Origin of the sequence: Sorangium sp. So ce281, assembly GCF_051527395.1 — a bacterium.
GTDB lineage: Bacteria > Myxococcota_A > Polyangia > Polyangiales > Polyangiaceae > Sorangium > Sorangium cellulosum_B.
In genome coordinates, this window is record NZ_CP150322.1 from 2,817,965 (window position 1) to 2,831,895 (window position 13,931).

General features: G+C 70.7%; 14 protein-coding genes. 9 read left to right on the forward strand and 5 right to left on the reverse strand.

The window, feature by feature from the left end:
* Nucleotides 1-5: 5 nt before the first annotated feature.
* The 3 genes from WMF27_RS10770 (at nt 6) to WMF27_RS10780 (ending at nt 3,215) form a co-directional block, all read left to right on the forward strand.
* Nucleotides 6-722 (forward strand): SCO family protein, encoded by a 717-nt coding sequence (locus WMF27_RS10770; RefSeq protein WP_437768949.1) that lies wholly within the window; start codon nt 6-8, stop codon nt 720-722.
* Nucleotides 715-2,463 carry an ABC transporter substrate-binding protein gene (locus WMF27_RS10775; RefSeq protein ID WP_437768948.1) on the forward strand — a complete coding sequence of 583 codons (1,749 nt, stop codon included), beginning with the start codon at nt 715-717 and terminating at the stop codon, nt 2,461-2,463. Before WMF27_RS10770 ends, WMF27_RS10775 begins: the two co-directional genes overlap by 8 nt.
* A 173-nt stretch (nt 2,464-2,636) precedes the next feature.
* The gene (locus tag WMF27_RS10780; protein ID WP_437768947.1) at nt 2,637-3,215 is read left to right on the forward strand and encodes a Uma2 family endonuclease; all 579 of its coding nucleotides are present in this window, start codon (nt 2,637-2,639) and stop codon (nt 3,213-3,215) included.
* 42 nt (nt 3,216-3,257) lie between these two features.
* Here WMF27_RS10780 and WMF27_RS10785 read toward each other — a convergent pair whose 3' ends face one another.
* The 3 genes from WMF27_RS10785 to WMF27_RS10795 all read right to left on the reverse strand — a co-directional run bounded on the left by WMF27_RS10785 (nt 3,258) and on the right by WMF27_RS10795 (nt 4,658).
* On the reverse strand, nt 3,258-3,689 hold the full coding sequence (locus tag WMF27_RS10785) for a Uma2 family endonuclease (RefSeq protein WP_437768946.1): 432 nt from the start codon (nt 3,687-3,689) through the stop codon (nt 3,258-3,260).
* Between the two features lie 280 nt (nt 3,690-3,969).
* On the reverse strand, nt 3,970-4,230 hold the full coding sequence (locus WMF27_RS10790; protein WP_437944526.1) for a DUF6194 family protein: 261 nt from the start codon (nt 4,228-4,230) through the stop codon (nt 3,970-3,972).
* 302 nt (nt 4,231-4,532) lie between these two features.
* On the reverse strand, nt 4,533-4,658 hold the full coding sequence (locus WMF27_RS10795; protein WP_437768945.1) for a hypothetical protein: 126 nt from the start codon (nt 4,656-4,658) through the stop codon (nt 4,533-4,535).
* Between the two features lie 125 nt (nt 4,659-4,783).
* Between WMF27_RS10795 and WMF27_RS10800 the strand changes: the two genes are divergently transcribed.
* The 6 genes from WMF27_RS10800 to WMF27_RS10825 all read left to right on the forward strand — a co-directional run bounded on the left by WMF27_RS10800 (nt 4,784) and on the right by WMF27_RS10825 (nt 11,231).
* On the forward strand, nt 4,784-5,722 hold the full coding sequence (locus WMF27_RS10800; RefSeq protein ID WP_437768944.1) for a hypothetical protein: 939 nt from the start codon (nt 4,784-4,786) through the stop codon (nt 5,720-5,722).
* Nucleotides 5,723-6,032: 310 nt separating this feature from the next.
* Complete coding sequence (locus WMF27_RS10805; RefSeq protein WP_437768943.1) at nt 6,033-6,866, forward strand: GNAT family N-acetyltransferase; 834 nt, start codon at nt 6,033-6,035, stop codon at nt 6,864-6,866.
* Nucleotides 6,867-6,885: 19 nt separating this feature from the next.
* On the forward strand, nt 6,886-7,647 hold the full coding sequence (locus WMF27_RS10810) for a hypothetical protein (protein ID WP_437768942.1): 762 nt from the start codon (nt 6,886-6,888) through the stop codon (nt 7,645-7,647).
* A gap of 22 nt (nt 7,648-7,669) precedes the next feature.
* A complete protein-coding gene (locus WMF27_RS10815) occupies nt 7,670-9,310 on the forward strand; it encodes an amino acid adenylation domain-containing protein (protein ID WP_437768941.1) in 1,641 nt (546 codons plus the stop codon).
* Complete coding sequence (locus tag WMF27_RS10820) at nt 9,307-10,587, forward strand: aminotransferase class I/II-fold pyridoxal phosphate-dependent enzyme (RefSeq protein WP_437768940.1); 1,281 nt, start codon at nt 9,307-9,309, stop codon at nt 10,585-10,587. Before WMF27_RS10815 ends, WMF27_RS10820 begins: the two co-directional genes overlap by 4 nt.
* A 347-nt stretch (nt 10,588-10,934) precedes the next feature.
* On the forward strand, nt 10,935-11,231 hold the full coding sequence (locus tag WMF27_RS10825; RefSeq protein WP_437768939.1) for a hypothetical protein: 297 nt from the start codon (nt 10,935-10,937) through the stop codon (nt 11,229-11,231).
* A 64-nt stretch (nt 11,232-11,295) separates the two neighbouring features.
* Here WMF27_RS10825 and WMF27_RS10830 read toward each other — a convergent pair whose 3' ends face one another.
* Both WMF27_RS10830 and WMF27_RS10835 read right to left on the reverse strand, forming a co-directional pair.
* Nucleotides 11,296-12,855 carry an RICIN domain-containing protein gene (locus WMF27_RS10830; protein ID WP_437768938.1) on the reverse strand — a complete coding sequence of 520 codons (1,560 nt, stop codon included), beginning with the start codon at nt 12,853-12,855 and terminating at the stop codon, nt 11,296-11,298.
* An 812-nt stretch (nt 12,856-13,667) separates the two neighbouring features.
* Nucleotides 13,668-13,898, reverse strand: coding sequence for a response regulator (locus WMF27_RS10835; RefSeq protein WP_437768937.1), 231 nt, complete (start codon nt 13,896-13,898; stop codon nt 13,668-13,670).
* Nucleotides 13,899-13,931 lie beyond the last annotated feature (33 nt).

Genomic DNA, 13,931 nt, shown 5'->3' on the forward strand with positions numbered 1-13,931 from the left:
CTACAATGCGTTTCCTGTCGCTCGGTTCATTGAAAGCGCTGGTCCTGGCCGGCGCGCTCGCCGCGGCCTCGTGCGGCCGCGGGGGCGCGCCTCCCGGCGAGCACGCCGCCCCCGCTGCCGCGGGGCCGCCTGGGCACCCTCCGAACGCCGCCGCCGCCGCGGGGCCGCCTGGGCTCTCCGCGGACGGCGCGGCGGAGGTGCGCGCCTCGCCGGCGACGGGCGTCGAGGTCCTGGACGAGGAGCTCGTGGATCAGGACGGCCGGCCCGTCCGTCTCCGCGAGCTCGCGAAGGACCGGGTGCTCGCCGTCAATTTCATCTTCACGACCTGCACGACGATCTGCTCGCCGATGACGGCCATCTTCGGCCGGCTCCAGGCCCAGCTCGGCGACGCGCTGGACCGGGACGTGCGGCTCGTCTCGATCTCGCTGGACCCCGCGATGGACACGCCGGAGCGGCTGAACGCGTACGCCGAGAAGTTCGGCCGGCGGAAGGGCTGGTCGTTCCTGACGGGGCGGCGCGAGCGCGTGAACCGCGTGCTGGACGCGCTCGGAGGGCGCGCGCCGATCAAGGAGCGGCACACGCCGATCACGCTCATCGGGCGCGAGGCGGAGGGCCGCTGGACGCGGGTCGAGGGCATCGCGCCGCCGGGGCGCCTCGCGGACGAGGTCCGGGCGTTCCTTCCGCCGCGAGGGGCAGCGGCGCGGAGCGCGGGCGGTGGCTAGGCCGAGGGCCCGTCGCCTTGGCATGGCGCGGCTCGGCCTCCTGGCCGCCGTGCCGGTGGGGATCTGCGCGTTCGCGGCGTGGGCGCTCGGCCGCGACGAGCATGCGCCCCGGGCGCACGCGCCTGCGGCGGGCGAGGCGGCGTCGTGCGAGGAGCTCTCGCCGGCCGCCCGGCGCGGCAAGCGCATCTACCAGCGCGGCGCGACCGAGGACGGCCGGGCCGTCGAGGGCGCGATCGCCGGCGGCGCCGCGGCGCTCTCCGGCCGTGAGGCCGCCTGCGCGGGCTGCCACGGCCCCAGCGGGGAGGGGACGACCGAGGGGGGCGTCACGGCGCCGCCGCTCGCGGCCGAGCGGCGCCTGGCGGCCAGCGGCGAGCGGGGTGGGGGAGCAGGGCAGGGCAGGGGGACAGGCGACGGGGCGATGACCGCCGCCGCGCTGGCGGCGGCGATCCGCGAGGGGCGAGGGCCCGCGGGGCAGCGGCTGAGCCCGGTGATGCCGCGGTACCGCCTGGCGGACGCGGATCTATCGGATCTTGTTGACTATCTGGGTTGTGTCGGCCGGGATCTGGATCCTGGCGTCACGGCGGGCTCGGTGGCGCTGGGCGCCGCGCTGCCGCTGACCGGGCCGGAGGCGCCGGTGGGCGCGGCCGCGCGCGACGTGCTGACGGCGGCGTTCGCCGAGGTGAACGCGCGAGGCGGCCTCTACCGGCGGAGGCTCGAGCTGCGCGTGGAGGACAGCTCCGGGCCGGCGGGCGAGGCCGGGGCGACGGCGCGCCTCCTGGACCGCGGCGTGCTGGCGCTGGTGGGGAGCGCCTTCGGCGGGGATCCGGCGCTGCGGGCGCGCCTCTCGGAGGAGCGGGCGCCGCTCGTGGGGCCCTTGGCGCTGACGGGCGCACCCGGGTTGGCCAGCGGGGCAGGCGGGGCAGGCGCACCCGGGTTGGCCGGCGGCGCTCCTGGCCGCGCGCGGGATGTCGCGGCAGGGGCCGACGACATGGTGTTCCAGGTGCTGCCGGGGCCGGACGTGCTGGCCCGCGTGGCGGTCAAGCACCTCGCCGGTGCTCCGGCGAACGCGGCTGCGGCCGCGCTGGTCGTGCACACGCGCGACCGCGCTGGCGAGGCCTGGGCGTCGGGCGCGCGCGAGGAGGCCGCCCACCGCGAGCTCTCGCAGCTCTCGACGCTGCCCTTCGAGCCAGGCCGCCTCTCGCCGCGCGACGTCGCCGATGCGGCGCGCGCGCATGGAGCGAAGGCGGTGCTCTTCTGGGGCCCCGGCGCGGAGCTCGCGAGCGCTCGGGCCGCGCTGGACGCCGCCGGATCGGCCGTGCCGATCTACGCCTCGGCGGGATCGATCGCCGGCCACGCCGGGGCGCTGTCCCGCGACCTCGCCGGCCGCGTGCTGTTCCTGTACCCGGGCTCCCTGGGCGAGCGGGAGCGGGCCTCGGAGGAAGCGCTGCGGGCCTTCCTGCGCCGGGCCGGCGTGGCGCAGGGGCCGCTCGGGATCCAGGCGAGCGCCTACGTCGCGGCGCAGATCGCGATCGAGGCGCTGAAGCGCGCCGGCGCCCACGCGACGCGGGAGGGGCTGATCGCGGCGCTCGAGCGGCTGCGAGACTTCGACGCAGGCCCGGCGCCGCCCGTGACCTTCGCCCGGAACCGCCGGACCGGTGTCCTCGGAGCGAGCCTTCTCTGGATGGATCCGACGTCCGACACCGCCGTGCGAGCGTCGGAGTGGATCGAGGTGGTCCCGTAGGGCGGGGCCGTCCCGACATCGGTCCTCCCTGCCCACGCGCCGTGCTCTCGTGACCAGGGCGAGTGCAGCCATCGCGCGCGCGTCCTCGCCCGAGCCGATGAGCTCAGCGACCCAGGGTGATGCGAGCCTCCCCGGGCTGGTTCCCCATGCGGGGTCGCGCTAGGCTCGGCGCCATGGGTGATCCCGCCACGATGCGGAACATGAGCGCCGCGGAGTACCTGGCGTGGGAGCGGAGCCAGCCTGCGAAGCACGAGTACCATCTCGGCGACGTGTTCGCGATGGCGGGTGGCAGCCCTCGGCATAACTTGCTGTCAGGCGCCATGATCGCGGAGCTTCGAGCGGCCGTTCGCGGCAAGGGGGGCCACGTGCTGACGTCCGATCAGCGGATCTCGGCCGAGCAAGGGCAGCGCTACGTCTATGCGGACTCGGTCGTGGTGTGCGGCCCCATGGACACGGAACCTGGCACGAGCGATGTCCTCACGAACCCGTGCATCCTTGTCGAGGTCCTCTCGCAGAGCACCGAGCCCTACGACCGCGGCAAGAAGTGGGCGGCGTACCAGCGGCTCGCCTCGCTGACCGACTACGTGCTCGTTTCGCAGACGTCTCCGCGGGTCGAGCACTATCGTCGCGAGGCGGATGGCTCCTGGCGCTACCGGGTGCTGGAGGCCGGCGACACGCTGACGCTGGCGAACGGCGCTACCATCTCGATCGACGCGGTGTACGAAGGCGCGTTCGAGCTCGCCGGCGACTGACGTGGGCGGAGGCCGCGCGCCCGTATTCGCCACGAGGCCGGGCTATCGGTAGTGGGGCACCTTGCAGCGCTGGTAGGTTCGGAGCTTCTTGAACAGATCGTTGCGGCTGTTCGACGGCGATAGCACCTCACATACCCAGTCCGGCCGTACCTGGATGGGCACCTCCCGAGGCAGCTCCGGCAAGCGCTCGCGCAGCCACCCCGTCACATCGGGACGGTAGACCTCATGGGTTTCCAGCTCGACCTCGACCTCGGTCGCGAACCATAAGCCTCCGGGCCAGCGGCCGCCGGGCCGCCGATCATAGGGTCCGCTGATCCGGCTCCCGATCCGGAGCTGGGCGCGCCCGTGCGGGCCGCTCGGCATGGCCTTGCGAACGAGCTCGCCACCGATGACCTCGTGGAAACGCTCGCGCTCGGGGATGGCCAACAGATCGTCCGCGGTGGCGAGGCGACGGGCGGAAGCGGCTCCGGACATGCCCGCAGGATAGCGCTGGCGGCTCTCGAGGGCACCACAGGCGTCGCATACACGTCACTGCGACCGACCAGAAGGCGAGCGAGCCTGGGCCTGACGAGCTCACCCGGGTTGCTTACGGCGGGCCCTTCGACGACGTTGCCCGCGCGCGAGCTCGCCGACCGCCTCGAGATCGACGCGCGCGACCTCGCCGGCGTGGTGGGCCGGCCTCCTCGAACGATAGACGCCGCGCGCGGGTAGCCCTTTGCGCGGCACGCCCGGGCGCGATCGAGGAGATACGCGCTCAGCGTCGCCAGCCGCTCCATGTTCGTCGCCGCGCCGTCGATGCGCTCCACGAGATCGCGCGCGGATGCGCCGAGCAGATCGTCGAGCGGGTGGTGCTGGTCGGTGAGGGCGTCCATCGGGAGGCCGAAGAGCGGCGGGGGCCAAACAAGGAGCGGTACGTCTCCTTGCTGGCGCCGACGTTCAGCCGGAAGACGCCCGGGCGATCCCGCGGGAGCGTCTGCCAGTAGATGTGTGGGTCGAGGTCGAGCGGCCAGGCGATGGGCGTCGGGCGAAGCCTGTCCGCTTCATCGCCGTGCTAGACGCCTCTCCCGGCGGCGACGAGGACGGCGTAGTCATGCGCGCTCTTCGATACCGCTTCGTTCGGATGCACCCATGACAACAGGTTGCCCTCACTGTCATTGCGGCGCCTTCTGCTGGCCCAAGAGGATGGCCTGCCCCTGACGACTGCCCCGGCCGCCGCTCGCCTCGAGTTCCCTCGGGAAACGTCTCGACCCGATCCTCCTCTGAGGTCCCGGCAGCAGGTGTGGATACCTGCTCGTCGGGACTAGCGGGATCGCGCTGTCATCCGCCGGAGAGCCGCGCCGCGAGCTTGCCCAGCGCCTCCGGGGTGCCGCGGACCGTGACGGAGACCTCGTCGCCGTACTCCTCCCGGACCACCTGGAGCCGATCGCGCAGCTCGGCGAGCACGCCGCGGCGATCGCCGGGTCGTCTTCGACCTGCGCCTCGACGTGGGGTCGGTCACCCCGGCGGCGGCCGGAGCCGGCTTGCCTTCGCCCCTCCCGCTCGGTAGCGTCGGTCCCGGGTAGATTCTCGTGCCGGCCCCGATCGTCGTCGACATCGCGTCGGGCCCTGCCGTGCATGGCGAGCTCCCGGCGCTCCTCATCGAGGCGTGCTCCCGCGCCGCCGGCGGCGGCGGGTGCGCGCTCGGCGACCCGAAGCGCGCCGGGACCCCCGTCCGGGCGCTCGCCGTCGTCTGGCTGGACGGCCCGGACTACCGCCGCCTGCGGGTCGACGTCGCCTCCGTCGGCGCCCCGGAAGGCACGCTGTCGTCGCGCGAGATCGAGTTCCGCGAGGAGGATCCGCTGCCCGACCGCTACCGCACCGCGGGGCTGCTGGTCGCGGCCCTTTCGTCGGAGCGCGCCGGCGCCCCGGCGCCGCCCGAACCGACCGGCGCGGCGGCGGCCGGCATCGAGCCGGCGGCCGCCTCGCCGCCGCCGCGCCCGCTGGGCTGGTTCCTCGCCGCCGGCGGGCTCATCGGCAATGGGCTCGATCGCGGCCCCGCCGGCGCTGCGGGACCCGCCCGCGCCGGCGCCTGGGTCATGGCCACGGCGCTCGACCGGCGCTCGGGGTTCTTCGGGACCCTCCAGGCGTCCTATGCCACGGCCCTGCGCGAGCCGGCCCCGGGGCTGTCCGTCCAGTGGCTCGCGCTCGGGGGCGGCGGCGGCCTCGCCGCGCCCATCGTGCCGCTCGACGCGCTCGTCCGGGCGAGGATCGAGGCCGCCGCCGACTGGGTGATCGCCTCCCCGGGCGACCCGAAGAAGCCCGAAGAGACAGGGCACGGGTGGGCCATCGGGACGCGCACGGCGATCGACCTCGTATGGCCGGCCGAGGGCAGCGTGGCCCTCCTCGGGAGCGCCGAGGCGTTCGTGCGGATCCATCAGACCGACCTCCGCGTCCGCCCGAAGCCCGATGCGGCGCTGCCGAAGGGCGGCGTCACGGGGATGCTGGGGGTGCAGCTGCGCCTGCGCTGATTCCGCGTGTCAGAAACCCCGCCAGAAACACCGGTCGGTAACGAGCGGCCGCCGGAAACGGTAGCGATTTCCATCGCTTCCACCTGTTTCGCCGCAGAGGGTGGCTCCGGTGTAACCCAACGGGGCGCCCTGCGCCGCCGCGTCGCCCGCGGTGAAGGGATCGCGGCATCACCGGTTTCACCGTACGGCCACGCTGCGCGCGCTGGTTAACATAGAGAACCTTACGCGATCCGCATCCCTCCTGGAAAGGAGACGCTATATCAAAGCGCTTGGACCTCCTGCCCGCCCGATGCGGTAGATCTGGGGTGACATGGACGCCGCCGGCACCTCGCCCCGGAGCGCCTCGATCCACCGCATCGTCCGCGCCAACAACGCGGTCTGGGCCGCGATGTACTACGACGAGCTGGTCGACACGGACGACTACCAGCTCACGTACATGGCTGACGCCGACGCGGGCTACTACAACTGCGCCCAGGCCGTGTCGCGGTCCGGTCCCGACGTCCTCGCGACCATCGAGGCCTTCTATGCGGCGCGCGGCGTGCCCCCCGCCGTCTATCTCGACCCCGAGAGCGCTCCCGAGCTGCGCGCCGAGCTCGCCGCGGCGGGCTACGCCGAGATCCCGGGCGAAGCCGAGAACTGCCACCTGCTCGATCTGCGCGGCCCCGCGCCCGACAGCGCCCTGCCCGAGGGCGCGCTCCGCCTCCCGAGCGAGCGCGTGCGGGCCGTGCGGCTCACTGGACCGGACGACCCCCTCTTTCCCGCCTTCATCGACGTCGATGGCGCGTCCAACGAGCTGCCCGACGCAGTCCAGCGCAAGCTCGCGCAGAACCTCCGCGTCCGGCGCCGCCCGGGTGTCGAGGTGCACTGCTTCCTTGCGCTGGTCGACGGCGTGCCGGCCTCCTCGCGCGTCGTCGGCCTCTGCGGCGATTGCGCGCTGTACGCCGAGGGCGGCACGCTCCCGGCCTATCGCCGGCTCGGGCTGTACGCGTTTCTGATGCTCCACGGCCTCGCGTTCGCGCGCGGGCGGGGCGCCCGCTTCGCGTTTCAGACGGCCGCCAAGAGCGCCCACTCGAACCCCGCGGTGCTGAAGCTAGGGTTTCAGCGGGTCTGCACCCGCTCGTACTGGCGGCGCTCGCTGGTGTAGAATGCGCCGGCCACGCCGTATGAGCAGCACGAATCTCGACACGACGGACGCTGCGGTCCTGCAGTTCTACGCAAGCAACGGGGGCGCGCGGATGTTCGTCGATGCGCACCTGACGCCGGCGGTCAGGGCCTACCTGGACGCCGAGGCCCAGCCGCTCTGCGACGAGCCGGCCCTCGAGCACCTGTTCGAGATCGGCTGCGGCTACGGCCGCTATCTCCTCTGGGCGCTCGTTCAGGGGCTGCACTACGACGGGCTCGACATGGTGCCCTGGCTCGTGGAGATGGGCCGGTCCCGGCTTCGCGAGAGCGAGCCCTCGCCGCTGCGCCGCAAGCTCCACGTCGGCTCCGCCGAAGACCTGGTTGCCCTCTGGGCCGCCGAGGGCATGGCGCAGCGGAAGGACGTCACCGTGCTCTTCTTTCCGTTCAACTGCTTCGGCAGCCTGGCGCGCCCCGAGCGCGTGGTACGGTCGATCGCCGCGACCGGCGCGCGCGTGTTCCTCTCGGGATTCGCGACCTCGGCCGAGGCGACGCGGCACAGGCGCGCGTACTACGAGCAGAACGGGTACGCCGCGCTCGACACCTCGGCCACCGATCGCGGCGTGCTGTTCACCTCGGCCGAGGGGCTGCGCTCGTTCGCCTACGAGCGCGGTCACCTCGAGCGGATGTTCGCCTCGGTCGGGTACGCCCTCGCGCGCGCCGTCGCGATCGGCCCCATTGCCGCAGGCTACATGTTCCGCCCGCGCGACTTTCGCGCGTCCATGGACGACCGCTACGAGCGATAGCCGCCACGAGCACGAGGGAACGATGACCTACCTGCTGCACGAGGCGCTCGCGGGCGCCTTCCGGGACCACGCAACGCGCACGGCGATCCGCGAGGAGGGCGCCGACGTGACGTATGGCGAGCTCGAGGCGCTCGTCGCCAAGGTGGCGTGGCTGCTCTCCGCCGGCGCCCGCGGCGGCGCCGCGCTGTGCCGGGAAGACGACCGCTTCGTGGGGCTCTCGGCCACCGTCACCCGCGACTCGGTCGCGGCGGCGATCGGGATCCTCTCGGCCGGGCGCGCCTATGTGCCGCTCGACGTGCAGTCCCCGCCCGCGCGGCTCGCGGACATCATCGCCGACGCGCGGCTGCGCGTGCTGCTCATCGATCCGGTCGCCTATCCCGACTGGGAGCCGCTCGCCCGCTGCGACGGCGTCGAGGCGCTGGTGCTCCTCGGCGCAGAGCCGCCGGCGTCCGCCGAGGCCTCGGCGCGCGCGCGGCTCGTCGCCTGGTCCGAGGTCCTCTCGCTCCCGCCCGTGGCGCCGCCGCGGCGGCCGATCCTGTCGGACGATCTCGCCTATATCCTGTACACCTCGGGCTCGACCGGCGTGCCCAAGGGCGTGATGCTCACGCACCGCAACGCGCGGACGTTCGTCGACTGGATGGCCGCGGAGTTCGAGATCGACCGCCATGATCGCGTCGCCTCGCGGGCGCCCTTGAACTTCGACCTCTCGGTCTTCGACGTATTCAACACGCTCGCGGCCGGCGCGACGCTCCTGATCAAGGACCGGCGCAAGGCCCGCGAGGCGGGCAAGAGCTCGACGCAGCGCCACCGCGAGTATGTCGCCATGCTGCGGGACGAGCGCGCCACGATGCTTTACACTACGCCCTCGACGTTCGTAACCCTGCTCGAGAAGGGCGGGCTCGACGCCGCGGTGCCGCTGCGGGTGATCATGTATGCAGGCGAGCCCTTTCCGCCGGCGCTTCTGCGCAAGGTGATGGCCGCGCTGCCACGCACGCGCGTGGCCAACATCTACGGCCCGACCGAGACCAACATCGTGACGTGTCACTGGGTCCGCGAGCCGCCCCGAGGCGACGCCCCGATCCCCATCGGGCGCGAGGTCGACGATACGGAGATCGAGGTGGTCAGCGAGGGCGGCCGGCGGTGCGCGCCGGGCGAGCTCGGCGAGCTATGGGTGCGCGGAGGCACGGTCTGCGTGGGGTATTTCGGCAAAGACGAGCTGACCCGGGAGCGGCTGATCGCGAGCCCGTTTCACCCCTACCCGGCCTATTTCTGGCGCACCGGGGATTACGGGCGACGCCTCCCCGACGGCACGCTGATCTACCATGGCCGCCTGGACAACATGGTGAAGACGCGCGGCCACCGGGTCGAGCTCGGCGACGTGGAGACCGCGCTGTCCGAGCACGCCGACCTGGCGCAGGCCGTCGTCGTGCCCATCCCTCACCCGAGCTACGGCAGCACGCTGCACGCCTTCGTGCTCCCGCGCGAGGGCGCGACCCAGGTGCGACCCGAGGACATGATGCGCTTCTTGGAGGGGCGGCTGCCGCAATACATGCTTCCGTGGGAGATCATCGTTGTGAGCGAATTCCCCTATACATCCACCGGCAAGGTCGACCGCCAGCTCCTCATCCGCACTCGGAGAGCACAGGCGGAGCGCCTGCGATGAACAACGTATTTGACGCGATCATCCGCGAGAACCTCCAGAGCCAGCGCGCCAGCATCCAGGAGGTGATGCAGCGGAGCCGGATGTTCGACGCCGACGCGGCGCAGATCGACGGCCGCATGATCCGCGTCGGCGAGCGCTGGATCGCGGATTTCGCGTCGTGCAATTACCTCGGCTTCGACCTGGACGAGGAGATCATCGCGTCGGTCGAGCCCGCGCTCCGGGAATGGGGCGTGCACCCGAGCTGGTGCCGCCTCGTGGCCAGCCCGCACCTGTACGCCCGCGGCGAGGAGGAGCTCGCGCGCCTCGTCGGCGCCGAGGACTTCTTGATCCTGCCCACCGTGACGCTGGTCCACGTGGGCGTGATCCCGGCGCTCATGGGCAAGGACGGGGTCATGTTCCTGGACAAGTTCGGGCATATGACGATGTATCAGGCCGCCAAGATGGCCCGCGACAGCGGCTGCAAGCTCTTGAGCTTTCCGCAGGACGACTTCGACAGGCTCGAGGAGCACCTGCGCGCGCACCGCGCCGCCACCAAGAAGCTAATCCTGGTCGACGGGGTGTACAGCATGACGGGCAAATACGTCGATTTGCCCCGGCTCGCGGCGCTCGCCAGGGAGTATGGCGCGGCCGTCTACGTCGACGACGCACACGGCTTCGGGGTGGTCGGCGAGCGGCCCACCGCGGAGATGCCCTATGGCTTCCGCGGCAACGGTGTCGTCCGGCATCACGGCCTCGGCTACGAGTCGGACGGCATCATGTACGTCGGCGGCTTCTCGAAGGCATTCTCGTCGCTGGCCGCCGGCGTCGCGTGCAGCAAGACGACGAAGGCCTTCCTCAAAGCCTACGCCACGCCGTACGATCTCTCGGGGCCGTGCCCGACCGCGTCGCTCGCCACCCTGCTCGCCGCCATTCACGTGAACGCGGCGCGCGGCGACGAGCTCCGCCGCCGCCTCTACCGGCTGACCAGGCTCGCGGTCGATGGGCTGCGTGCGCTCGGGTTCCACGTCGACAACGACAATTACTTTCCCATCGTGAGCGTGTGGTGCGGGGACAACGAGCGGCTGATCGAAGCCTCGCGTATCCTCTTCGACGCCGGCGTGCTCCTGACGCTCGGGCCCTACCCGATGATTCCGAAGGGCAAGGAGGAGCTGAGGATCACCATCACCTCGGCCAACACCGAGGAGCAGGTGCACGAACACCTGCTCCAAGGCTTCGCCCGCGTGCGCGACTACCTCACGCGCATCGGCGCGCCGCTGCGCCCCGCAGAGGCCGGTTGATCGACCGCGCCTCCCCGCCCCGGAGCGCATCGTCCTCCGCGCGACGCCTGACTATAGCATCATCCTCTGGTGGGATTTGCCGCTGGCTACCAAGCGGATGTTCACATGGACGACCAGGAGCCGGATCGAAGGCCGCGCGAACTGCGTCAATAGGCTTTACCGAGCCCCCTGGCGACTTGCTCGCGCTACGCCTCGACCACGGGATGACGAAATCCAACCTGGGTCCGTGCTCGGAAAGGACATCGACGCCGCCCGGGAACAAGGGCTCGACATGACCCGTGCCCGAACACCAAAACGCCGAGAATACTGATCCGGGGCAAATGCATCGATCTGAGAGAGAAGGCACAATGGCAACGTGGCTTGAGCAGCGGGCGGCGATGCGCGGTCTCCGGCTGGAGATCGAGCGCGTCGCCGCAAAGGCGCGCGTGCCGCCGACGCGCATCAATTTCCTCGTGGCGCTGCGCCTCATCCGCGACGAGTGGCTTTGGTCGGTCGACTCCCGTCCCGGAGCCATCCCCGGTCACCTGCGCGCCCTGGGCCGGGATCTGAGGCGCTTCATCCTACCCCCACGCCGCACTGAGCAATCGTACCCTCGCGCCGTGAAGGTCAAGATGAGCAACTACTCGCGAAAGCGGCCGATCTGAAGTTGCGGGAGCTTAACTGACCGGCATTGGATCCAGCCCGATGCTCCGCGTCCCACCGAGGGGATCAATTGGGCCAATTGTAATCGTCTACGTACAACAATTGGTAGATGGGATCGCCCGTGGTAACGCATGGATTGAGGACCACATTGGTCGGGGTAGCGCTCCCGTTGACGTCGAGGCATTGACCATTGGTCACGTTCTGCAGTTTGAACGCGCTCGAGCTGGGGGAGTTGCCGACGACGGTCCACATGAATTCGTTGCCGGTCCCGCAGGCCTTGACCCGCACGTTGGAAGTCGTACCGTCGCGGTAGGCGCATTCCGTGCCCCCATCGGGGTTCCCGTTCCGCAGCCGGAAGATGCCCGTGCCGAAGGCTTCGAGGTGCCAGCGGGTCGCCGGTTGATCGGCGGAGGAATAGGCGGCTTGCAATTGGGGATCTGTTCCGGCGGGGCGGCTCAGGATGGCGGGATTCCCGCCGCGCAAAAAGAACACCGCATTGGATGTATACAGGCCGTGGATATGGCCGAACACCAAGGTGGAGCCGAGGGTTTGCCCCGATCCCCCCGTGCCGTCATCCCTGCTGCGCACGGTGAACCCTTTCGCGGTTCCGTCGAAGGGGATGAGATCGGCGAGGAAGCGCGCGCCCGAGCTCGTGGTGGGGGCATAGCCGCCCACGCTCGAGCCCACCCAGGAGGGGCTGATGGTGTAGGTCGCGGTGCCGTAGCCGGTGGTCGCCGCCGCGGTGATTTCCTTGATCATGGGATAGGTGAAGCAGCTGTCCCACTGGGGAGGGCAGGCTTTCACCCCGATCGCGTACGACTTGAGCGGATTGTCATGGGCCGGAGAGCTTCGGGCCCGGGCGCTGGCGCGCCAGGCCCTTCCGTTCGGGCCGTCCACCGGCCGCGATTCCACCAGGTACGCATCGGTGGCGGCGGTGATGCTGTCGGCCGGGTTGGTGCTGAGGACGTGCGCGCCTCCGCCGATCAGGAAGTAACCATCGTCGGAAAACCAGGACTCCGGGGTCTCGACGGTGTAATTGGACGGGGGATTGACGGCGCTTGTCACGTAGTCCACGCCTTGGGTGACCGCGGGCGTGAAGGCGGTACCGGCGGCATCGACGAGCTGCATTTGGATGACATAGGCCTGCAATTGATGGGTCGCGCCGGAGGCCCTCACCACCCAGGTCGATTTGTCATCGATCCCGAGGCGCGGGGGCGAATGGCCCGCCGGGCCCGTGCAGCCGAAGGCGTTGGCTGCCGTGAAGAAGTTCGGGCTGGGAAAGGATGCCTGCAGCATGGCGCCGGGGTTGTTCTCCCCCAGGATCTGCGCGCCGCCCCCGATGCGGACCCAGCCATCGTCGGCGGTGCAATAGGCGCAATTGGTCGTCGCAGCCGCGGTGGGATCGCAGGTCTTCACCCGGATGCGGATTCTTCCGCTGCCGTCGGTGAAGTCCGTGTTCGTCATGGCGGCCGCGGTAACGAGGGTGTCCTCGGGTCCGGCGGGGGAGCCGTTTTCATCGGTGACTTGGCATCCGGTCAGCAGCCCGCCGGCCAGCAACGAGCCGGAAAGGGCGGAAAGGGCGATGCGGATCCCGCGGCGCCCGGCTAAGGTCATAGAATGCAGCATGATCATAACTCCTTGGAAGATTTTACCCTATATTGATGCGGTGTTGGTGGCGTCCACGGGATCGGAAGCCTCGCATGGTGCGGAGGCGCGGCCAACGGCGGCCGCTCACGCCTCGGTTCGCGGGATGGCGTTTACTCTTCCTAGTCTCTTACGCTGATCAAGCAGCTCGACCTGAACGGCGCCTCCGGAGGCGCGTACAGTACCAATCTCCACGACGCCGACTCGGCCGCCTTCCGTGCCGAAGCGGATTTCTTGCGCGTCAGTCCCGAGCGCTTCGTCGGAAAAGCCGTCGCTCGGATCCGCGGCGCTACACGCCACGGTGGCCAGACCGAGCAGCGCGCTGACCGCGCCCGTGCGATTTCATACAATCCCAAGGTCTACCATTTCGCGGAAGCCATTCGAAGCCTTGATATTCTTCATTGGTGATATCGCTTCGGTCAATGTGTTTGGGCTCCGCTCCGGTGCTCGTGGCACGCAGATCGACACACGGGTTCTGTCGCCGATGCCCGTGAGCCAAACGATCGGCGCGGCTCGGGCTCGTGGCAGCCGTGTCGCCTGCGCGCTGGCTGCCAGGTCTGCCGGGGCGCTCGTCGTCCGGAGGCCCGATGCCTCGCGGCTGTCGTGAACGACGGTCCTCCTCGGCCGCTGCCCGGAGGTCCTCGCACGCCTCGTGCCAGGTTCAGCAATGGCCTGGGTCGTCCGGCCATCACGCTCCGTGCGGAAAAGGCACGGCCGAGCTGGAAATGCGGATCGATGCGCCGCTACCTGTCACGGGTTGCACCGTGACAAGTCACGGGTTGCACCGTGACAAGTCACGGGTTGCACCGTGACAAGTCACGGGCGCGGATGAGCTCGTAGCCATCCATCCCGCGCATCCCGATATCGCTCACGAGCACGTCCGGCCTCTCCAGATCGAGCAGTCTCAGCGCCTCTTCCCCTGATCCTGCGAGCCTGACGCGCGCCTTGCGTTCTTCGATGTCGGTGATCATCGCGTCCCGCGTCGGGCCGGTGAAGAAGCCGGTCACGTGATGGTCGGTGTTCACCCTTCACCGCCGGCATCCCCGCCGATCGGTCAC

Coding starts and splice junctions, on each gene's coding strand:
- WMF27_RS10785 (WP_437768946.1), bottom strand. CDS start 3,689: ATGTCCGGAGCCGCTTCCGCCCGTCGCCTCGCCACCGCGGACGATCTG.
- WMF27_RS10780 (WP_437768947.1), top strand. CDS start 2,637: ATGGGTGATCCCGCCACGATGCGGAACATGAGCGCCGCGGAGTACCTG.
- WMF27_RS10815 (WP_437768941.1), top strand. CDS start 7,670: ATGACCTACCTGCTGCACGAGGCGCTCGCGGGCGCCTTCCGGGACCAC.
- WMF27_RS10770 (WP_437768949.1), top strand. CDS start 6: ATGCGTTTCCTGTCGCTCGGTTCATTGAAAGCGCTGGTCCTGGCCGGC.
- WMF27_RS10830 (WP_437768938.1), bottom strand. CDS start 12,855: ATGCTGCATTCTATGACCTTAGCCGGGCGCCGCGGGATCCGCATCGCC.
- WMF27_RS10805 (WP_437768943.1), top strand. CDS start 6,033: ATGGACGCCGCCGGCACCTCGCCCCGGAGCGCCTCGATCCACCGCATC.
- WMF27_RS10820 (WP_437768940.1), top strand. CDS start 9,307: ATGAACAACGTATTTGACGCGATCATCCGCGAGAACCTCCAGAGCCAG.
- WMF27_RS10810 (WP_437768942.1), top strand. CDS start 6,886: ATGAGCAGCACGAATCTCGACACGACGGACGCTGCGGTCCTGCAGTTC.
- WMF27_RS10825 (WP_437768939.1), top strand. CDS start 10,935: ATGGCAACGTGGCTTGAGCAGCGGGCGGCGATGCGCGGTCTCCGGCTG.